This window comes from Nocardia sp. NPDC102475 (genome assembly GCF_055584605.1).
On record NZ_JBVJLS010000052.1, the window covers coordinates 1 to 15,111 of the forward strand.

Consider the following 15,111-nt stretch of genomic DNA (forward strand, 5'->3'; position numbering starts at 1 on the left):
GCGACCCTGGCGGACGCTTGTGCCCGCGCCTATGACGACACCGGCGACCAGCACTGGAAGGATGCGGTACTGCTGTGTGAAGCGTGGTTCCGCGGGACGAACGATGTCGACACTCCCCTGATCGACCCGGTCAGCGGCGGCTGCTTCGACGGACTCGAGCACACCGGCCGCAACGAGAACCAGGGCGCCGAGTCGACACTCGCGCTGATCTCCACCCAACAGCAGGCGCGCCGACTCACGCGGACACCGTAGTGCGCGCCTGCGGCGAAGGGCATCTGTCCAGCATCTAATTCCGACTGGCCTACTCGCACAACACGATTCGCTGCGCTTCGACGAACCGTCGCCCTTCCGGGTCGGCGCGTCTGCGGCGGGCAACTACACCGTGACCTTTCCCGCCGATCGTCCGGCATCGATGGCACTGTTTCCGAGACGCGTCGACAACCGCTCTACCTGATGCTCTCGCGGTGGGACCAGGAGAGCATCAGCGTGGTCAGCGCCTGTGTATGGCGTGGCACGGTCACTGTCCGGGACACACAACAGCCCCGCACCCTGAGGGTGCGGGGCTGTACCGTGCTGCGTCGATCAGATAGCGCGGACGTCCTGGGCCTGCGGGCCCTTCTGTCCTTGTCCGACCTCGAACTCCACGCGCTGTCCTTCTTCGAGGGACTTGAATCCCGAGCCGGATACGGCGGAGTAGTGCACGAAGACGTCAGGGCCGCCACCGTCCTGCGCGATAAAACCGAAGCCCTTTTCGGCGTTGAACCACTTCACACTGCCTTGAGTCATTGCTTAATTCATTCTTTTCTGTAGATGAGCCAAGCGGATCACGTCGATAAGCCTGATCTCACCGGATAAGCATCCCATGGATATACGGCAGGAACACAAAATGTGAGCCAACCGACCCCAGCGCCACCCTGAGGGCCGGGTGACTTATCTGATGCCAACTGCCGATCCGAGCGCGCAGACAGTCGGTGGTCGAGCGCCCAGCCGGTCCGAACGCGGGCACCCGTCGACGTTGATTTGCGCCAGCGAGCATGGCCACAAACTGACCAAACGCCAGGCGGGGATAGCCAGTGGTGGGTGGAGCCCGGGAGATGTTCCCGGGCTCCACCACTTCGATGCAGCCGAGTCGGCCCGGCCCCGTCGTTCGGACGCTGCCGCCGTCGGGCCGGACCGATGTCATCAGAGCCGGTTCATCGGCCCGTGGTGCCCTCGTCCTGCTGGGTGAGGACGAAGCCGCCTTCGCCGTTCGGGTCCAGCCCGGTGTCGAGGATCTTGTCGTCCAGGAAAGCGGCGGCCTGCTCGTCCAGGAAGACTCGTGCTCCTTCGGCGGTCAAGACTTGGTCTTGCTCGTCTGGTCCAGCGGCGACTGCCATCTGCAGCGTCTCGGCGCCCTGGGTCGTGGAGATTCGCAGCCCGGCATCCGTCGGCGTGCCCTGCGCGGACGTAATAGTGCGAACTGCCTCGATCGCAGTGGGGGTAAGCAGCAACATCGGTCTAGTTCCTTCCGCTGTCGTGAAACTCCTTAAACGGATGGTGTTAGGTCAAAGTTGAGATGTGCAGCATCCTCACAGTTCAAGGTGAGGATGTAAGGGTGCTGGTGGATCGAATGCCCCCTGTAATAGTCGCAGATCGCGCGTTGCCCGGGTACAGATTCAGGCGTTACCCGCCGCGGAGGAAGCGGACGAGGTCGCTCCGAATTGTGTCGGAGGAATCCCGGCTAGCCGACCCGGAGAGGGACATACCTGCGGGAAGGACGCCGCTATGACGTCTGCGCGGGCGATTGAGGTGGGCATGCGGGTTGTGATCGAATGGGAAGATTTGCGATCACCGAGTGTGTGGTCAGCTCGGAGGGAGGCGGCGCCCCGCCTGCCAGATGGCGTGATCGAGTTCCCATGCGATGTACCGGCGCTCGGTGTCCAAATGCTGGCGGCGGTTGAGCAGCTCGACGATCTCGGTGATGAGGGTGGTCGCGGTGGCAACGTCGACGGGAGCACCGTCGTGGTGCAGCCAGCGCAGAATCGTGCGGTCGGGCTTGATGAGATCGTTGTTGCCGATGAGCATCCACAGGTAGTTGCGGCGAACGGCGGCGGCGCCGTCGCCGGGCACCCGTCGCAACGCGGCGTCGAGCACGGCGAGCCGTTCGGGTTCGGCGAGCACTTGGCGGCGATGCCTTTTAGCCAGTCGTAGACACTGGAAACCAAGGCATCCCTGATCAGATGTCAACCAAGCCTGCGGCAGTCCCGAAGCCCACATCATCGGCAAGACACAGGCGAGGTGGAGTAAGGATTGTGTCGCAGCGAGGCCGGTGAAGTCTGGCGTCATGGATCGAAGGAGCCGCGACATATCTGGTGAACCGGGCCCAGGCCGATGACCTGAAACACAAGGACGCAGGGTATCTCGGACCGCGGTCGTGCGAGGTGCTCGCCCTCGAGGTCGCCGATGTCGACATCGGCCGCGGCTGGCTACCGGTCTGGGGCAGAGGCGGCAAAGAGCGGGCGGTGCCGCTCGATTGCGATGTCGCGCGGACAATTCAGGCTTATCTGCTCATCCAGCGACCCGGATCCCGTTCTGCGCGTGCGGTTCTGGTGCCGAAGAGTCCGCACCACGGTCAGCCGATGACCCCGGCGGCGTTCCGTCGATGACGGTCGGTGCGGGTGTGAGCAGGGCGGTAAGGGTGGCGCTGACGGCGGCTCGGGCGGCATCCGCGGAGAGGCCTTGATGGCGGCGGAATACGTCCCAGGTCTCCCATGAAGCGGCGGCGTAGGCGGCCTCGCGGGCCGGGCGGTCGAGGCGCTCGAGTTCGGGGAGGTTGGCGCGCAGGTGGGCGCGCAGGGCGGCGCGGCTTTCGTGTAAACGCTCGGCGAGCACGGCGGATTCGTGCTCGCGCAGCACGGCGGCGCGGCGGGTGCCCGAAATGCGCTCGTACAGTTCGGCTCGCAGCTCGACCAGGGTCTCGATACGACGACCCGGATCGCCGATCACCGGACGGAGCAGGGGGAACCAGTGTCGCTCCATTTGCGTCTGGGCCGCGGCGGCATACATCGACTCGAGATCGGTGAAGTGATGGAACACCGACCTGGTCGCGACCCCGGCTCGCTCGGCCACGGCCCGTGCGGTCGGTCGCAGATCGCCTTCTTCCGTGAGCGCCAGCACGGCATCGAGTACCGCCTGACGGTTCCTTGCCGCCCGAGCGGTGCGTCCATCCATTGCGGTTCATCCTAACAAGCCGCGGCGATACTTGCACTCATAATGCAAGAACATTTAGTGTCAGGGCTATGCACGCACTGCGCACGCCTGAGGAACGGTTCTCGGCCCTGCCCGGCTTCCCGTTCCCGCCGCACTATGTCGAAGTTGCGGCCGGTGACGGCGGCGACACCCGCCTGCGCGTGCATTACCTCGACGAAGGCCCGCGAGATGGCGAAGTCGTCGTACTGCTGCACGGCGAGCCGTCCTGGAGTTTCCTGTACCGCAACATGATTCCGGTGCTCGTCGCGGCGGGCCGGCGGTGTGTCGCGCCGGATCTGATCGGCTTCGGCCGCAGCGACAAGCCCGTCGACCGAGCTGACTACACGTATGCCCGCCATGTCGAATGGCTGCGAGAAGCGCTCTTCGACCACCTGGATCTCGCGTCCATCACGCTGGTCTGCCAGGACTGGGGCGGTCTGATCGGGATGCGGCTCGTCGCCGAACATCCCGATCGCATCGCCCGGGTGGTCGCGGCCAACACCGGACTTCCCGACGGAACGGCAACGCTGAGCGACGCCTTTCTCACCTGGCAGCGGTTCTCACAGGAGACGCCGCGGTTCCCGGTCGGGGCCATTATCGAAAATGGTTGCCGGGCAAAGCTTTCCCCCGAGACGGTGGCCGCCTACGACGCCCCGTTTCCCGATGAGAGCTACAAGGCCGGTGCCCGCGCCTTCCCCCTCCTGGTCCCGACCCGGCCCGACGACCCGGCCGCCGCCGCGAACCGTCGGGCCTGGGAGCAGCTGGCCCGCTTCGACAAACCGTTTCTCACCGCCTTCTCCGATGGCGACCCGATCACAGCCGGCGGCGAGAAGATCTTCCAGCGCAAGATTCCCGGGGCGTCCGGTCAACCGCACGCGGTGATCGAGGGCGCGGGACATTTTCTGCAGGAAGACAACAGTCCTCGGCTCGCGTCGGTGGTGAACCACTTCATGGACGCTTGTTCTCAGCACCCGACCGAAAGGCAGTAGGACACAGTGTCGATCAGCAGGCGTGGGTTCTTCGGTAGCGGAGCGGCGGCGACCGCTGCCATGGCGACCGCTGCCATGACCACCGTGAGCCCGAGCGCGTCCGCCCGGGAGCGCATGGACATTCACCCCGACAAGCCGAATATTCTCGTCGTCATCGTCGACGAGATGCGAGCCCCGATGTGGTTTCCGGACCAGCCCGTGCTCGACACCATCCTTCCGAACATCGCCGGGTTGCGGTCCGAGTCGGTCTCGTTCGAACAGCACTACACCGCCGCCAACGACTGCACGCCCTCCCGCGGCGCGATGGTGACCGGCCTGTACTCACATCAGACCGGCTGTTTGTCGACCTCGACCTCGCAGCTGTCGCCGAGCTTCCCGACCTGGGGCTCTATGCTGCGCGAACAGGGCTACCGCACCTCGTGGTGGGGCAAATGGCATTTGGGCCACGACGCCGACACGACGCCGGGCGGGTTGGAGCGTCACGGCTTCGACGGCGGCACCTACCCTTCGCCCAACGGCACACCCGAGCAGGGCTTGCAGATGGACGGCCGGATCGTCGACCAGTTCGTCGACTGGTTCAATACCGATGCGGGCCAAGGCCCCTGGTGTACGACGGTGTCTCTGGTCAACCCGCACGACGTCCAGTGGTGGCCGCGCTGGACCCGGCGCACCTTGGCGTTCAACAACATTCCGCGCTGGATCGACACCCTGCCCGCCAATCACGAGACCCTCGAACAACTCTCGCGCAAGCCTCGTCTGCAGCTGGCCTTGGTGCAGGTATCGGCGGCGACCTTCGGCGTCGCGCCGTACGACACGCCCGACGCCGACCAGGAGTGGATCGACCTGCTCAATCTCTACCTGTGGTTCCAGCAGCAGGTCGACATCCAGATCGGCCGGGTACTGACGGAACTGGCGACCCGTCCGGAGGTGGCGGCCAATACCGTGGTGGTGTTCACCTCCGATCACGGTGACTACGCCGGCTCCCACGGCTTGCACGGCAAGGGGGGCGCGGCCTACGACGAGGCCATCCGGGTGCCGCTGTTCGTCTACGACCCGCGCGGTGACCTCACTCCGGTAGCCGGCACCCGCACCCAGCTGACCTCCAGCATCGACCTGGCTCCACTGCTCCTGACCATCGGCGCGGGCGGCAACGGCTGGCGCGGCGACGGGCGCTACGCCCATCTGGCAAGCAGACACGACATCGCCGCCGTCTGCCGCGACTCGGGCGCGCCGGGGCGGCCCTGGATCGTGCACACCACCGACGAACACTCCATCGAGGAAGCCGCGGTGCTGTTCGACCGCGACGCACCCGGCCATGTGGTGGCCGTCCGGACCGCCGACGCGAAGTTCGTCCGCTACTCGCACTGGATGCAGGGCTCCGCGGAAATCGACCCGACGCTCGAAGAGGAATACGAGCTCTACGACTACTCGACCCGCGACGGTGAACTCGAACTCGACAACACCGCCGCGGCGAGCGGGAGCCTGCGCGACGCGATGAGCCGTCTGCACGACCAAGCCGTCAGCGAAGAACTGCACCGACCACTGCCCGACTACCTGCAGCAGGCACAGCAAGAGGGCTGGAACGACTACAACACCCAGATCGCCAAGCCGTTCGGCGAGCAGCTCAGCGACTTCCTCCGCGACGGCATCGGCGCGAAGTAGCCCGCGGCCCGCGCGGCACCGGTGGTCCGCACCCGGCTCGCTTCGAGAGAGAAACCGAACCGCAAACGCATGACCACCCACGCCGCCGCCCCGGCCCCGCGAAAGTCTGAGCTGGACGGCCGAGCACGCCGCTGAACTCGGTGTCGACCCGTGCGCGATTGCGGTCGGCGGACACGGCGACGACGGAAGCTCGCGGCCGCGGTGGCGTTGCGGGCCCGTGACCAGCAGGGGTCGGTTCGTACTGCGGCTAGGTCGACTTTCCATGGAGTTCGAGGCGGGATTCTGCTCTGAAGGCGCGAAAGCCGTTGCTATACAATCGTGTTCGGATCTCGCGCACTTCGGTCACCACAGACAAGGTTGTGGTTCCTGGACCGGCTTTGCTTGGCGACGACCAGCTTTGGAACCCGCGTTGGCACAACGCGTCGAATCAAGCTGACGCAACCAGTGCTGAGGATCGGCGCTGCACCGCCGAAAGCAGGAGAGGCGCTGGTCTGGGACTCCAACTCCGCGGAGGTGGCATTCGACACGCGGCATTGACGACACGGGCCATGACAGGTGGTAGGTCGTAATTTGGCGGTGGGGGAGTTGGAGATGTTCTTAATGAGCATGACGCTGCCTGCGTTGCCGCATGCGTGGATGCAGGTCCATACCCCCGGTTGATGAGGTGGCGTGGGTGAAGTTGCGTGAGTTGTTGGCGATGAGTGAGGACCAGCGCCAACGTCCGTGGATCGAGCGTCGCGAGCAATACCACGCTGCTGGGTAGCGGGAGGCGTCGCGTGCGCTGCGGTGGGGATGATACCTACGGGGCGGATCGGCCTCATGTCCGATCACATATTTATGCAGTTCCGGGGTAGTCGAGTGGCGTTAGGAGAAAAAGGGGGGTGAGTGCGAGGAGTCGAAAGATGAGCACCACCGTCGTGATCGTGATCGTTGTCGTCGTTGTTTTGGTCATTTTGCTTGTGGCCAGTGCATGGGTGTTGATGCGCAAACGGCGCGAACAGCAGCGGGTCGAAGCTGAGCGCATCCGTGACCGTGCCGCGGAACGGGAATTCGAGGTCGGTCAGCGGGAAGCGCGGGCGGCGGAGACTGCCGCCAGGAGCCGGGCGGCAGAGGCAGAAGGCCAGGTCAAGGCGGCGCAGGCCGAGCAGCTTGCCCAGCAGGCGCATGTGCATCGCAGTGAGGCGGCGGATTCGCGAACCGAGTTGGACAAGGAGTGGGAGCGCGCGGATAAGCTCGATCCGAACTCGAAGCCAGGTGAGAAGCAGCAGGGGGCTGATCCCGGAGCGCCGTCCCACAACCCCTGATTCGATGATCCAGGCCAACTCGGTGCGGGGCGTCGCTCGCGTCGTCGACAACGACCGTGCACAAGCGGGCGAATCCTGGACAAACTAGCCCTCGACCCGCGATGTCTCCCGGCGGCGTTGTTCGGCTGTCCGGATGCGGGTTATCGCCAGAAGACCGGCTCGAGCCAGTAGGCCGGGCACCCCTTCGAACGATGGGGCCGCCGCGATCATGGGCACTGTAGACAAGCAAGGAATACGGCCGGGGAACTCTTCGGTAAGGCTGAGGAGAAGTTCGGCGCGGCGACCGCCCTAAATTCAGCCGAAGGCAGGTGGTTAGCGCTCGTCCAGAGACGGTAACACCGTTTCACTGATGATCAGCAGCACGGCGGCAGCGACCGGGATGGCGAGCAGGGCACCGACGATCCCGAGCAAGGCTCCACCGAGCAGAACCGACACCACCGTTACGACCGCCGGCACCCGCACCGTTCTGCCGATGATTCTGGGCACCAGTACGTAGTCCTCGAACAACCGCAGGATGATGAAGAAGACGATGGTGGCCACCGAGACGGGCAGGGACACGGTGAGTGCGACCAGGGCCACGATGATTCCGGCCAGCGTGGAGCCGACTACCGGGATCAAGTCCAGGACGGCAACCAGGACGGCCAGCAATAGTGGATAGGGGACGTCGAAGATCAGCAGCCAGATGAATGTCAACACCGCGGTTATCACCGAAATGACCAGATTGCCCAGGATATAGCCGCCGACCTTCACGAAGATCTCGTCGCCGATCAGGATCGCTCGAGCTCGGCGCGAGTGCGGAAACAGCCGGTAGATCGAAGTTCGAACCTGTGCGAAATTGGCCATGAAGTAGCCGGTGAGCACTGCGACGACCACCGTGCCGCTGACGATGCTGAATACGAGGCGGCCCGCGCCCAGGACACCACCGGCCAGCTTCGAGGGATCGGACCCGAGCCCTTGCTGGAGTCGGTCCTGCAGATGGAAGCGAGTGTTGAGCGTGTCGATGAGTGGATATCGGTGCGCAAGATGGTTGACGTAATCCGGAGCGTTGTGGGCCAGCGCGCTACCTTGGGTGACCAACGGAGGTATCGCGGCCGCAAGGAACCCGGCCAGCAAGCCGATCGCGACCAGGAACACGGCGGTCACGGCGGCCCATCGTGGAAACCACGGCCGAACCAACCACGACACGACAGGTTCCAACCCTATTGCCAGGAACAACGCGATGGTGATCAAGACCAGCACTTGACTCACGGCCATCACTGCTTGGATCGCGCCGTAGGTCACCGCCACTCCGGCCGCGCCTGTCATCCCCACCATGAACGGCGATCGCGGATCGAATCGTCGCCCCGGCTTGCCCAGCGGGTTCTGCGCCGTGCTGGCCCGCGCCGCCGCCGCTTCCGCGGAAATGATCGGCCCGCCTTCGTCGGAGGCGTGGGGTTGCGCGACCAGATCCCTGTGGCCCTGCTCCGTCCCGTCAGGGGTTCGGCGCTCCTCAGGGGCGGTGTCTTCATTCATGGCATCGACATCCACGTGCACAGGCGCCCCGCACCCGGGTAGCTCCGGGTCATCTCCCTCGTGCGGGCGGGACTCGAATCCGTTCGCAGCGCTGCGCTGTTCGTATGCACCAGGGTGACCGTTTCGACTTGGACCGGTTTCATCGGCAACCGCCGCTCTTTCTCGACCTTTGCATGTCGACCTACCCACAGGCCGGTCCTGGAAACAGTGGTCGGATCGCCTCGACACCGACGGCATGGTGCGCCTTCGTTTGTCCGTAGGTGTCCGGGTATACGAATTCCTCCGGATCGGACTCCATCTGCGGCGGTGATCCGCACTATGTGCACACCCCCGGCCATCGCCACAGCCGCGGCTTCGGACACCGCAGGGGCATCACGAATCCGAGTACCCGGCGTTTCGAGTACGCAACCATGCCACTGCGAAAACCACACCGCCGAATCCGCCTCCGTACCAAGGGAAACCACGATGTGGCCTGCGGGCAGTGACTGAGCGACGGGCACGCACCTCAGCCCCGCGCTTGACTTGTTCGGCGAGCTCAGCCGCTGTGTCCGTATCCGATCAGGCGCGGCCGAGCGCTTGCACCAGTTTGCCTGTGGTCATGATTCGCCGACATGAAGCCAGTCTGTAAACCGCTCCGTGATAGCCATGCCTTCGCTACGATTCTGCTTGCTCCGGTGAATCGGAAGGCCATAGGCGGCAGGCGCACCCAGCCGCCGTTCGCTGTATACCGGACAGGGCTCTGGCTGGAGATCGAGTCCCTGTCGCTGTGCCAACACCATCAGCCTGGCAAGGCCCTCTCTGTCAGTCTCGAATGAGACCAATCGGTAGGTTGATTTTGTAGAGTCGAGTAGGGCGAGATCAGGGATATCGAGCAGGTGACGTTGAGCGCGGCTGATCTGCCCGCCGAGGATGGTGCGGTGGCAGCGAGGAAGAAGGGTTCGGCCGGTGGCCGGTCGAAGCGGCGCCGGTTCACTGCGGAGTACAAGGCTGCGATCGTGGCTGAGTACGAGCAGTTGACCGAGCCCGGCGCCAAGGGTGCGTTGCTGCGCAGGGAGGGCTTGTATCACTCGCATGTGATCGACTGGACCCGCGCCCGGGATGCGGGTGCGTTGAATGGGTTGGCGGCCAGGCAAACCGGGCCGAAACCGGCGAAGACGGCGGCGGAGCGGGACAACGAGGCTCTAGCTGCGAAGCTCGCCGCCACTGAGGCCGAGCTGGCGAAGACCCGTAAGGCGTTGCAGATCATGGGAAAAGCGCACGAGCTCTTGGAAATGCTCTCCGGGGGCGCGGATTTCGAGCCGAAACGACCCAAGTGATCGACGCTGCGGTCACCGAACTCGAGCCCGTGTGCGGGATCAGGGCCGCCTGCGCGCTGACCGGGAAGTCGCGGGCGACCCTGCACCGGCACCGCAACCCGAAACCACCGGTCCAGGGGCCACGGCGGCCGACCGAACACCCCGCCGCCCTGTCGGCGGCCGAGCAGGCGGCCGTGCTCGCACAGCTGCGCAGCGACCGATTCATCGACAAATCGCCGGCGCAGGTGTGGGCAACTCTGCTGGATGAGGGCACCTACCTGTGTTCGATCTCGACGATGTACCGGCTGCTGCGCGCGCACGGTGAAGTGCGTGAACGCCGCCGCCAAGCCACCCATCCGCCTCGGGTGAAGCCCGAACTGGTGGCTACCGGGCCGAACCGGGTGTGGTCATGGGATGCGACGAAGCTGCCCGGCCCGTTCAAGGGCATCTACTACACGTTGCTGGTGATGCTGGACATCTTCTCCCGCAAGGCCATCCATTGGACAGTCGTGCCGGGCGAATCCCGGTGGATCGCAAAGCAATTCCAGCTCGACTCCATCGCCGCCAACGACGGCGTCGTGCCGGACTTCGTCCACGCTGATAACGGCGGGCCGATGACCAGCAAACCGGTCGCCGAGCTGCTGATCGACCTGAACATCACCCGCTCGCACTCGCGCCCTCACGTGTCCAACGACAACCCCTACAGCGAGGCGAATTTCAAGACGCTGAAATACTGTCCGGCATTCCCGCAACGGTTCGCCTCCATCGCCGAGGCCAGGCGATTCTGTCAGGCGTTCTTCACCTACTACAACACCGTCCACCGGCACTCCGGGATCGGATTACACACTCCCGCAACGGTTCACGACGGCACCGCCACCGAGATCCGCACCGAACGCGGCAAAGTGCTGGCCGCGGCCTACGCCGCCAAACCCGCACGATTCGGGCGGCCACCGACTCCACCCAAGCTGCCAGCAGTCGCCTGGATCAACGAACCCGCCAAGGAGAACATCAACACCGAATTCGTAGCCTGAACGGTCTCATCGGGTTTGACAGGTTCCGAGGGAGCCAGTATGAAGCGAACCGACGCAACACTCCCCGCAGTCGAACTCCTCTCACATATCCACGCCGCGGGCTTCACCTCCGTGGACCATTTCATCGCGACGCTACGCGTTGACCCGCTGGCCGATACAACCCAGCTACCACCCCTCGCTTCGTCTCTACCTTCTCGCCCCGGACGGCACCGCAAGTAAAGGCTGCCGCGCCCATTCGGTCTTGTCGGCCGACCATCCCTCGCGACAATCAGGTCGGCGAACGCCCCGGTAACAGACCGTCGTCGTGCCAGCACACTGTGTACCCTCCGTGGTCGCCGGACAGCCTCAGCACGCTCGGGTGCGTTCGACCACGAGCGGCTGCGATGGCTGGATCCGCCGACAACCGTTCGCGGGCGGTGCCTTACCGACGGTCTGTGCAGCAGACGGTTTATTCCGCTTCGAGGAGTGACCAGATGGTGCTGTCGTGGAAGTGGCCGTCGTCTTCGAGGGAGTCGTCGCGCAGTACGGCGTCGCGGGGGAAGCCCGGGCGTGTCAGGAGTCGGATCGAGGGTTGGTTGGTGCGGATGGTGTGGGCCTGGATGCGGTGCGGGCGCATTTGATCGAAGCCGAATCTCTTGATGGCGGTGAGGGCTTCGGTGGCGATGCGTTGTCCCCAGTGTGTCCGTGCGAGGTCGCAGCCGATCTCGGCGGGGGGTGGAAGCGGTGCCAGGAGTTGATGCCGAACAGACCGATGGGTCGGTCATCGCGCCTGGTCAGGGCCCACTGGATTTGTTCCTCGGCGGCGTAGGCGGTGCGTAGCGCGGCGATCAGGGCCTCGGCGTCGGATACGTCGCGATGGGCTTCGGAGTTGTAGCGCTGCGCGATGGGATCGCTCCGGAAGATGAACATGTCGCTCGCGTCGGCGGGGTGCCATTCATGCAGTACCAGTCGCTCGATCTCGAGGATCGGGAAGGCGGAGAAGTCGAAGACCACGCACCGAGAATGGACCGGCAGCGGACCGGTGTCGTTGTACCGTGGATTGTCGGCGTTCACCGTGCCGGGCATGACAGTTGGCGGGTAGCAATTGTGCGATTTCGCCAACTGGTCGAGCCGAACACGATAAGTCATGGTCGATCGCATCGAGTCGGTGCAGGCTGGGCGGCCGGGTGATCGATTCGGCATTGGGAGGTGATCATGGTCACCTTGGATCGGCTGGTGAATGTACTGGGTGGCTACGGGGTTCGGCTGCGTTTTTCCGCTGTTTCGCGGTCGGCGGAGTTGCGCAGCGTGGTGCTGCACGAGTCGGCGACGGACGGCCCGGTGGTGGGCGAGGTGCTGCTGGCGATCGGTGCCGGGTCGGTCACAGAGGCTGTGGATTGGGCGATGGCGGCGCGAGCTGTTGTGGTGTTGGTGCGCGGCGATGGTGAGCAGATCACGTTCGCAGACCCCGCCCCGGCCGTCGCGGTGATGGTGGTCGATCCGGCTGTGTCGTGGAGTGAGTTGGCGGCGGTCGTCTACGGCGTGGTGCTGGAGGGACGTGAGACCGAGTCCGGTCGCGGCCCAACCGATTTGTTCGCGTTGGCCGATGCTCTGGCGGATGCGGTCGGAGCCGCGGTCACGATCGAGGACCGGCTGTCCCGGGTGCTGGCCTACTCGACATTGCAGCAGGACGCTGATCGGGCGAGGGTGGAGACGATCCTGGGCCAGCAGGCGCCGGAGTGGCTGTGCGCGGTGTTCGAGACACGGGGGGTGTTCGCACACTTAGCGGCCTCGGATGAGCCGGTGTTCGTCGGCGCGGACACCGAACATGGGATGAGCGGGCGGATGGTCGTGGCCGCGCGGGCAGGGCAGGAACTGTTGGGATCGGTGTGGGTGACGTGCTCGACGCCATTGGCCGGGGCCGCGCTGACGGCCCTGACCGACGGCGCACGCACGGTTGCCCTGCACCTACTGCGATCACGAGCGAGCGCGGACCTGGAACGCCAGGTCGAATCCGAACTGGTGATCCGGTTGCTGGAAGGCACGGCAGACGCGGCGACGGTGGCCAGCAGGCTCGGGTTACCGCAGACGCCGCTACAGGTGATTGCGCTGCATGCTCACATCGCGAACGAGCGGCACGCTGCACTGCTGCTGGTCTTCGAGCAAGCCACCACCGGGTTCGGATGGTCACGGCCGGGCCGTAGCGCCCTGGCGGGCAACACCGTCTACACGGTGCTGCCGGGTGACCAGGCGATGACGGCGCGGCGCTGGATCACCGAGTTGCGCGCCGCCCTGCCCAAGCGGATGAGTGTGTCAGCCGGCATCAGCGCAGGAGCTGGGGCGGTGGAGCTGGCGGAGGCGCGCCAGGAGGCCGACGAGTGCCTTGTACTGCACGAGACTGTCCAACCCAGCAGTGAGCCGCCCGCTTATGACGAATCGTGGCACGCCATTCTGCTCCAACGCCTGCGCACCGCCGCCCGATCGGGGCGCGTCCCCGCACGCGGTCCAGTTGCCGAACTGCGCCGCCACGACCACACGTTCTCCACCCAGTACGTGGCGACGCTGCAGGCGTGGCTGGAGGCGCAAGGCGACCCGGTCGAGGCAGCCGAGCGCCTCGGCGTACACGAGAACACCGTGCGCAACCGGCTGCGGAAAATGGACGATGTGACCAATCTGGATTTGCAGGACCCCCGCAAGCGGGTCGCGATGCTCATCGAACTCGCGGCCACCGAAAGCGAGTGACGGTCCGCGTTGTCGAGAAGCGACAAATCCGGCTATCGCCGGTGTCGGATTCGGGCAACCCCGGAACCGCAATTCATACCATCATTGATGGTGTCAGCCGGATAGACGGATATGGAGATAACGAGAGGACGTGCCTCGTTCGGCGACGTGAACTGCGCGCCACCGCAGTCTTCGCCGACACGAGGAGCGCCGACTTAAACACGATCGCTGATGGCCGCAATCAGTTGTCGTTGCCAATTCGAATGGAGTGACAATGGCGGCAAAATAATCACGCGATTCAGCAGGCGCATGCCTGCTGCGCAGATCGCGCACAAAGCGCATAAAAGGAGATATCGATGACAACAACTTGGTCCCGGGAGGGCACATCGAGTCGAGCGATGAGCACCGCTGAGATAAAAACACGAATCGAGGCAATGTTCGCGCAACGAGCCACCGATCCCGTCGCTCTGGTAGCCGGGAGCCAGCGCGTTCGAGAACCAGATGCAGACCTCGCCGAGCCAGCCTGCTCAGAGTATGCGCAGACTGCCGCACCGGAACCGACGATGACCATGACAGCCGGAGACGTGATGCAACGACCGGTGGTGACTGTGCGGCACAGCGATAGCGTTCGAGCAGCAGCAATACCCCTGGCAGACCACGGATTTGCCGCGATACCGGTGGTCGATGACCAGGACCGGCTGGTGGGAGTGTTGACAAGCGGCGACGTGTTGCGCGCCGACCAAGCCCGCACACAGACGGTGCGCAGCGTGATGACAGCGCCGGCCGTCGCGGTGCCCGAGAACAAGACCTTGGCCGAGGTCGGTCAGATCTTGCCGCGACATGGCCTGCGCAGCGTGCCCATCGTTGACGACGACGGACTGGTGGTCGGCATCCTCAGCCGTAGTGACCTACTGCGACTGATGCTCGAGCCGGACGAAAGGACAGCGGTAGAAGTCCAGAAGCGCCTGGACGACTACACCGGCAACCGACGCTGGTGGGCCACCGTCGACGAAGGCCGCGTCACCCTCACCGGCCGGTTCGCCGATGAGTCCGAACGCCGCATCGCCATCGCACTGGCCAACACCGTATCCGGCACACGTGCAGTGTCCACAAACCATGCGCACCGGTCCCCAAGGTGAGGTTCTATCGTGGGTGGGATCGTTTGGTGCCTCGCTGATGCTGGTATCGGTGGCACCTGGATACTGCTAGTGAAGTGCAAACTCGCCGAAGCGAAATCAGCGACATGAGACACGCTCTTAACGATCCACGGCGAGGAACATACCGAGGGAGTGCGCCTAGGCCGTGTTTAAGAAGTAGCCGGTGCCAAGCCAGATGTTGATGGCTGCGATGTGGACAGTGGCCAGGTAGCGGACGGCGAGTTTGTCGTATC

General features: G+C 64.8%; 13 protein-coding genes and 2 pseudogenes. 8 read left to right on the plus strand and 7 right to left on the minus strand.

The window, feature by feature from the left end:
• Window positions 1-252: pseudogene (locus ACZ60G_RS43520) on the plus strand (glycosyltransferase); the annotation flags it as partial.
• A gap of 330 nt (window positions 253-582) precedes the next feature.
• On the opposite strand, the gene ACZ60G_RS43525 reads toward ACZ60G_RS43520, so the two are convergent.
• The 4 genes from ACZ60G_RS43525 to ACZ60G_RS43540 all read right to left on the minus strand — a co-directional run bounded on the left by ACZ60G_RS43525 (window position 583) and on the right by ACZ60G_RS43540 (window position 3,210).
• The gene (locus tag ACZ60G_RS43525) at window positions 583-786 is read right to left on the minus strand and encodes a cold-shock protein (protein ID WP_327099590.1); all 204 of its coding nucleotides are present in this window, start codon (window positions 784-786) and stop codon (window positions 583-585) included.
• A gap of 407 nt (window positions 787-1,193) precedes the next feature.
• The gene (locus ACZ60G_RS43530) at window positions 1,194-1,493 is read right to left on the minus strand and encodes a hypothetical protein (protein WP_465818208.1); all 300 of its coding nucleotides are present in this window, start codon (window positions 1,491-1,493) and stop codon (window positions 1,194-1,196) included.
• A gap of 349 nt (window positions 1,494-1,842) precedes the next feature.
• Entirely contained in the window at window positions 1,843-2,160 is a 318-nt protein-coding gene (locus ACZ60G_RS43535) for a hypothetical protein (protein ID WP_465818210.1), read from the minus strand.
• 387 nt (window positions 2,161-2,547) lie between these two features.
• Window positions 2,548-3,210, minus strand: coding sequence for a TetR family transcriptional regulator (locus ACZ60G_RS43540; RefSeq protein WP_465818212.1), 663 nt, complete (start codon window positions 3,208-3,210; stop codon window positions 2,548-2,550).
• Window positions 3,211-3,278: 68 nt separating this feature from the next.
• Here ACZ60G_RS43540 and ACZ60G_RS43545 point away from each other — a divergent pair, with 68 nt between their 5' ends.
• From ACZ60G_RS43545 to ACZ60G_RS43555, 3 genes are all read left to right on the plus strand, one after another.
• Window positions 3,279-4,217, plus strand: a complete 939-nt coding sequence (locus ACZ60G_RS43545; RefSeq protein ID WP_465818214.1) for a haloalkane dehalogenase — start codon at window positions 3,279-3,281, stop codon at window positions 4,215-4,217.
• 60 nt (window positions 4,218-4,277) lie between these two features.
• Window positions 4,278-5,879 (plus strand): sulfatase-like hydrolase/transferase, encoded by a 1,602-nt coding sequence (locus ACZ60G_RS43550; RefSeq protein ID WP_465818224.1) that lies wholly within the window; start codon window positions 4,278-4,280, stop codon window positions 5,877-5,879.
• A 902-nt stretch (window positions 5,880-6,781) separates the two neighbouring features.
• Window positions 6,782-7,183, plus strand: coding sequence for a hypothetical protein (locus ACZ60G_RS43555; protein WP_465818216.1), 402 nt, complete (start codon window positions 6,782-6,784; stop codon window positions 7,181-7,183).
• Window positions 7,184-7,495: 312 nt separating this feature from the next.
• On the opposite strand, the gene ACZ60G_RS43560 is transcribed toward ACZ60G_RS43555, so the two are convergent.
• Window positions 7,496-8,695 carry an AI-2E family transporter gene (locus ACZ60G_RS43560; RefSeq protein ID WP_465818218.1) on the minus strand — a complete coding sequence of 400 codons (1,200 nt, stop codon included), beginning with the start codon at window positions 8,693-8,695 and terminating at the stop codon, window positions 7,496-7,498.
• 875 nt (window positions 8,696-9,570) lie between these two features.
• On the opposite strand from ACZ60G_RS43560, the gene ACZ60G_RS43565 reads away from it, so the two are divergent.
• Window positions 9,571-10,011, plus strand: coding sequence for a transposase (locus tag ACZ60G_RS43565; RefSeq protein WP_465818219.1), 441 nt, complete (start codon window positions 9,571-9,573; stop codon window positions 10,009-10,011).
• The gene (locus ACZ60G_RS43570; RefSeq protein WP_465818221.1) at window positions 10,008-11,021 is read left to right on the plus strand and encodes a transposase; all 1,014 of its coding nucleotides are present in this window, start codon (window positions 10,008-10,010) and stop codon (window positions 11,019-11,021) included. Before ACZ60G_RS43565 ends, ACZ60G_RS43570 begins: the two co-directional genes overlap by 4 nt.
• A 448-nt stretch (window positions 11,022-11,469) precedes the next feature.
• On the opposite strand, the gene ACZ60G_RS43575 is transcribed toward ACZ60G_RS43570, so the two are convergent.
• Both ACZ60G_RS43575 and ACZ60G_RS43580 read right to left on the minus strand, forming a co-directional pair.
• A complete protein-coding gene (locus ACZ60G_RS43575; protein ID WP_465818226.1) occupies window positions 11,470-11,751 on the minus strand; it encodes a GNAT family N-acetyltransferase in 282 nt (93 codons plus the stop codon).
• Window positions 11,748-12,203, minus strand: a pseudogene (locus ACZ60G_RS43580) (GNAT family N-acetyltransferase); the annotation flags it as partial. The pseudogene ACZ60G_RS43580 and the gene ACZ60G_RS43575, both read right to left, overlap by 4 nt.
• Before the next feature lie 12 nt (window positions 12,204-12,215).
• Between ACZ60G_RS43580 and ACZ60G_RS43585 the strand changes: the two are divergent.
• Both ACZ60G_RS43585 and ACZ60G_RS43590 read left to right on the plus strand, forming a co-directional pair.
• Window positions 12,216-13,742, plus strand: a complete 1,527-nt coding sequence (locus ACZ60G_RS43585; RefSeq protein WP_465818223.1) for a PucR family transcriptional regulator — start codon at window positions 12,216-12,218, stop codon at window positions 13,740-13,742.
• Between the two features lie 548 nt (window positions 13,743-14,290).
• On the plus strand, window positions 14,291-14,860 hold the full coding sequence (locus tag ACZ60G_RS43590) for a CBS domain-containing protein (RefSeq protein WP_465818228.1): 570 nt from the start codon (window positions 14,291-14,293) through the stop codon (window positions 14,858-14,860).
• Window positions 14,861-15,111: the final 251 nt, after the last annotated feature.

Coding starts and splice junctions, on each gene's coding strand:
- ACZ60G_RS43525 (WP_327099590.1), bottom strand. CDS start 786: ATGACTCAAGGCAGTGTGAAGTGGTTCAACGCCGAAAAGGGCTTCGGT.
- ACZ60G_RS43545 (WP_465818214.1), top strand. CDS start 3,279: ATGCACGCACTGCGCACGCCTGAGGAACGGTTCTCGGCCCTGCCCGGC.
- ACZ60G_RS43530 (WP_465818208.1), bottom strand. CDS start 1,493: ATGTTGCTGCTTACCCCCACTGCGATCGAGGCAGTTCGCACTATTACG.
- ACZ60G_RS43560 (WP_465818218.1), bottom strand. CDS start 8,695: ATGAATGAAGACACCGCCCCTGAGGAGCGCCGAACCCCTGACGGGACG.
- ACZ60G_RS43590 (WP_465818228.1), top strand. CDS start 14,291: ATGACAGCCGGAGACGTGATGCAACGACCGGTGGTGACTGTGCGGCAC.
- ACZ60G_RS43540 (WP_465818212.1), bottom strand. CDS start 3,210: ATGGATGGACGCACCGCTCGGGCGGCAAGGAACCGTCAGGCGGTACTC.
- ACZ60G_RS43555 (WP_465818216.1), top strand. CDS start 6,782: ATGAGCACCACCGTCGTGATCGTGATCGTTGTCGTCGTTGTTTTGGTC.
- ACZ60G_RS43585 (WP_465818223.1), top strand. CDS start 12,216: ATGGTCACCTTGGATCGGCTGGTGAATGTACTGGGTGGCTACGGGGTT.
- ACZ60G_RS43550 (WP_465818224.1), top strand. CDS start 4,278: ATGGCGACCGCTGCCATGACCACCGTGAGCCCGAGCGCGTCCGCCCGG.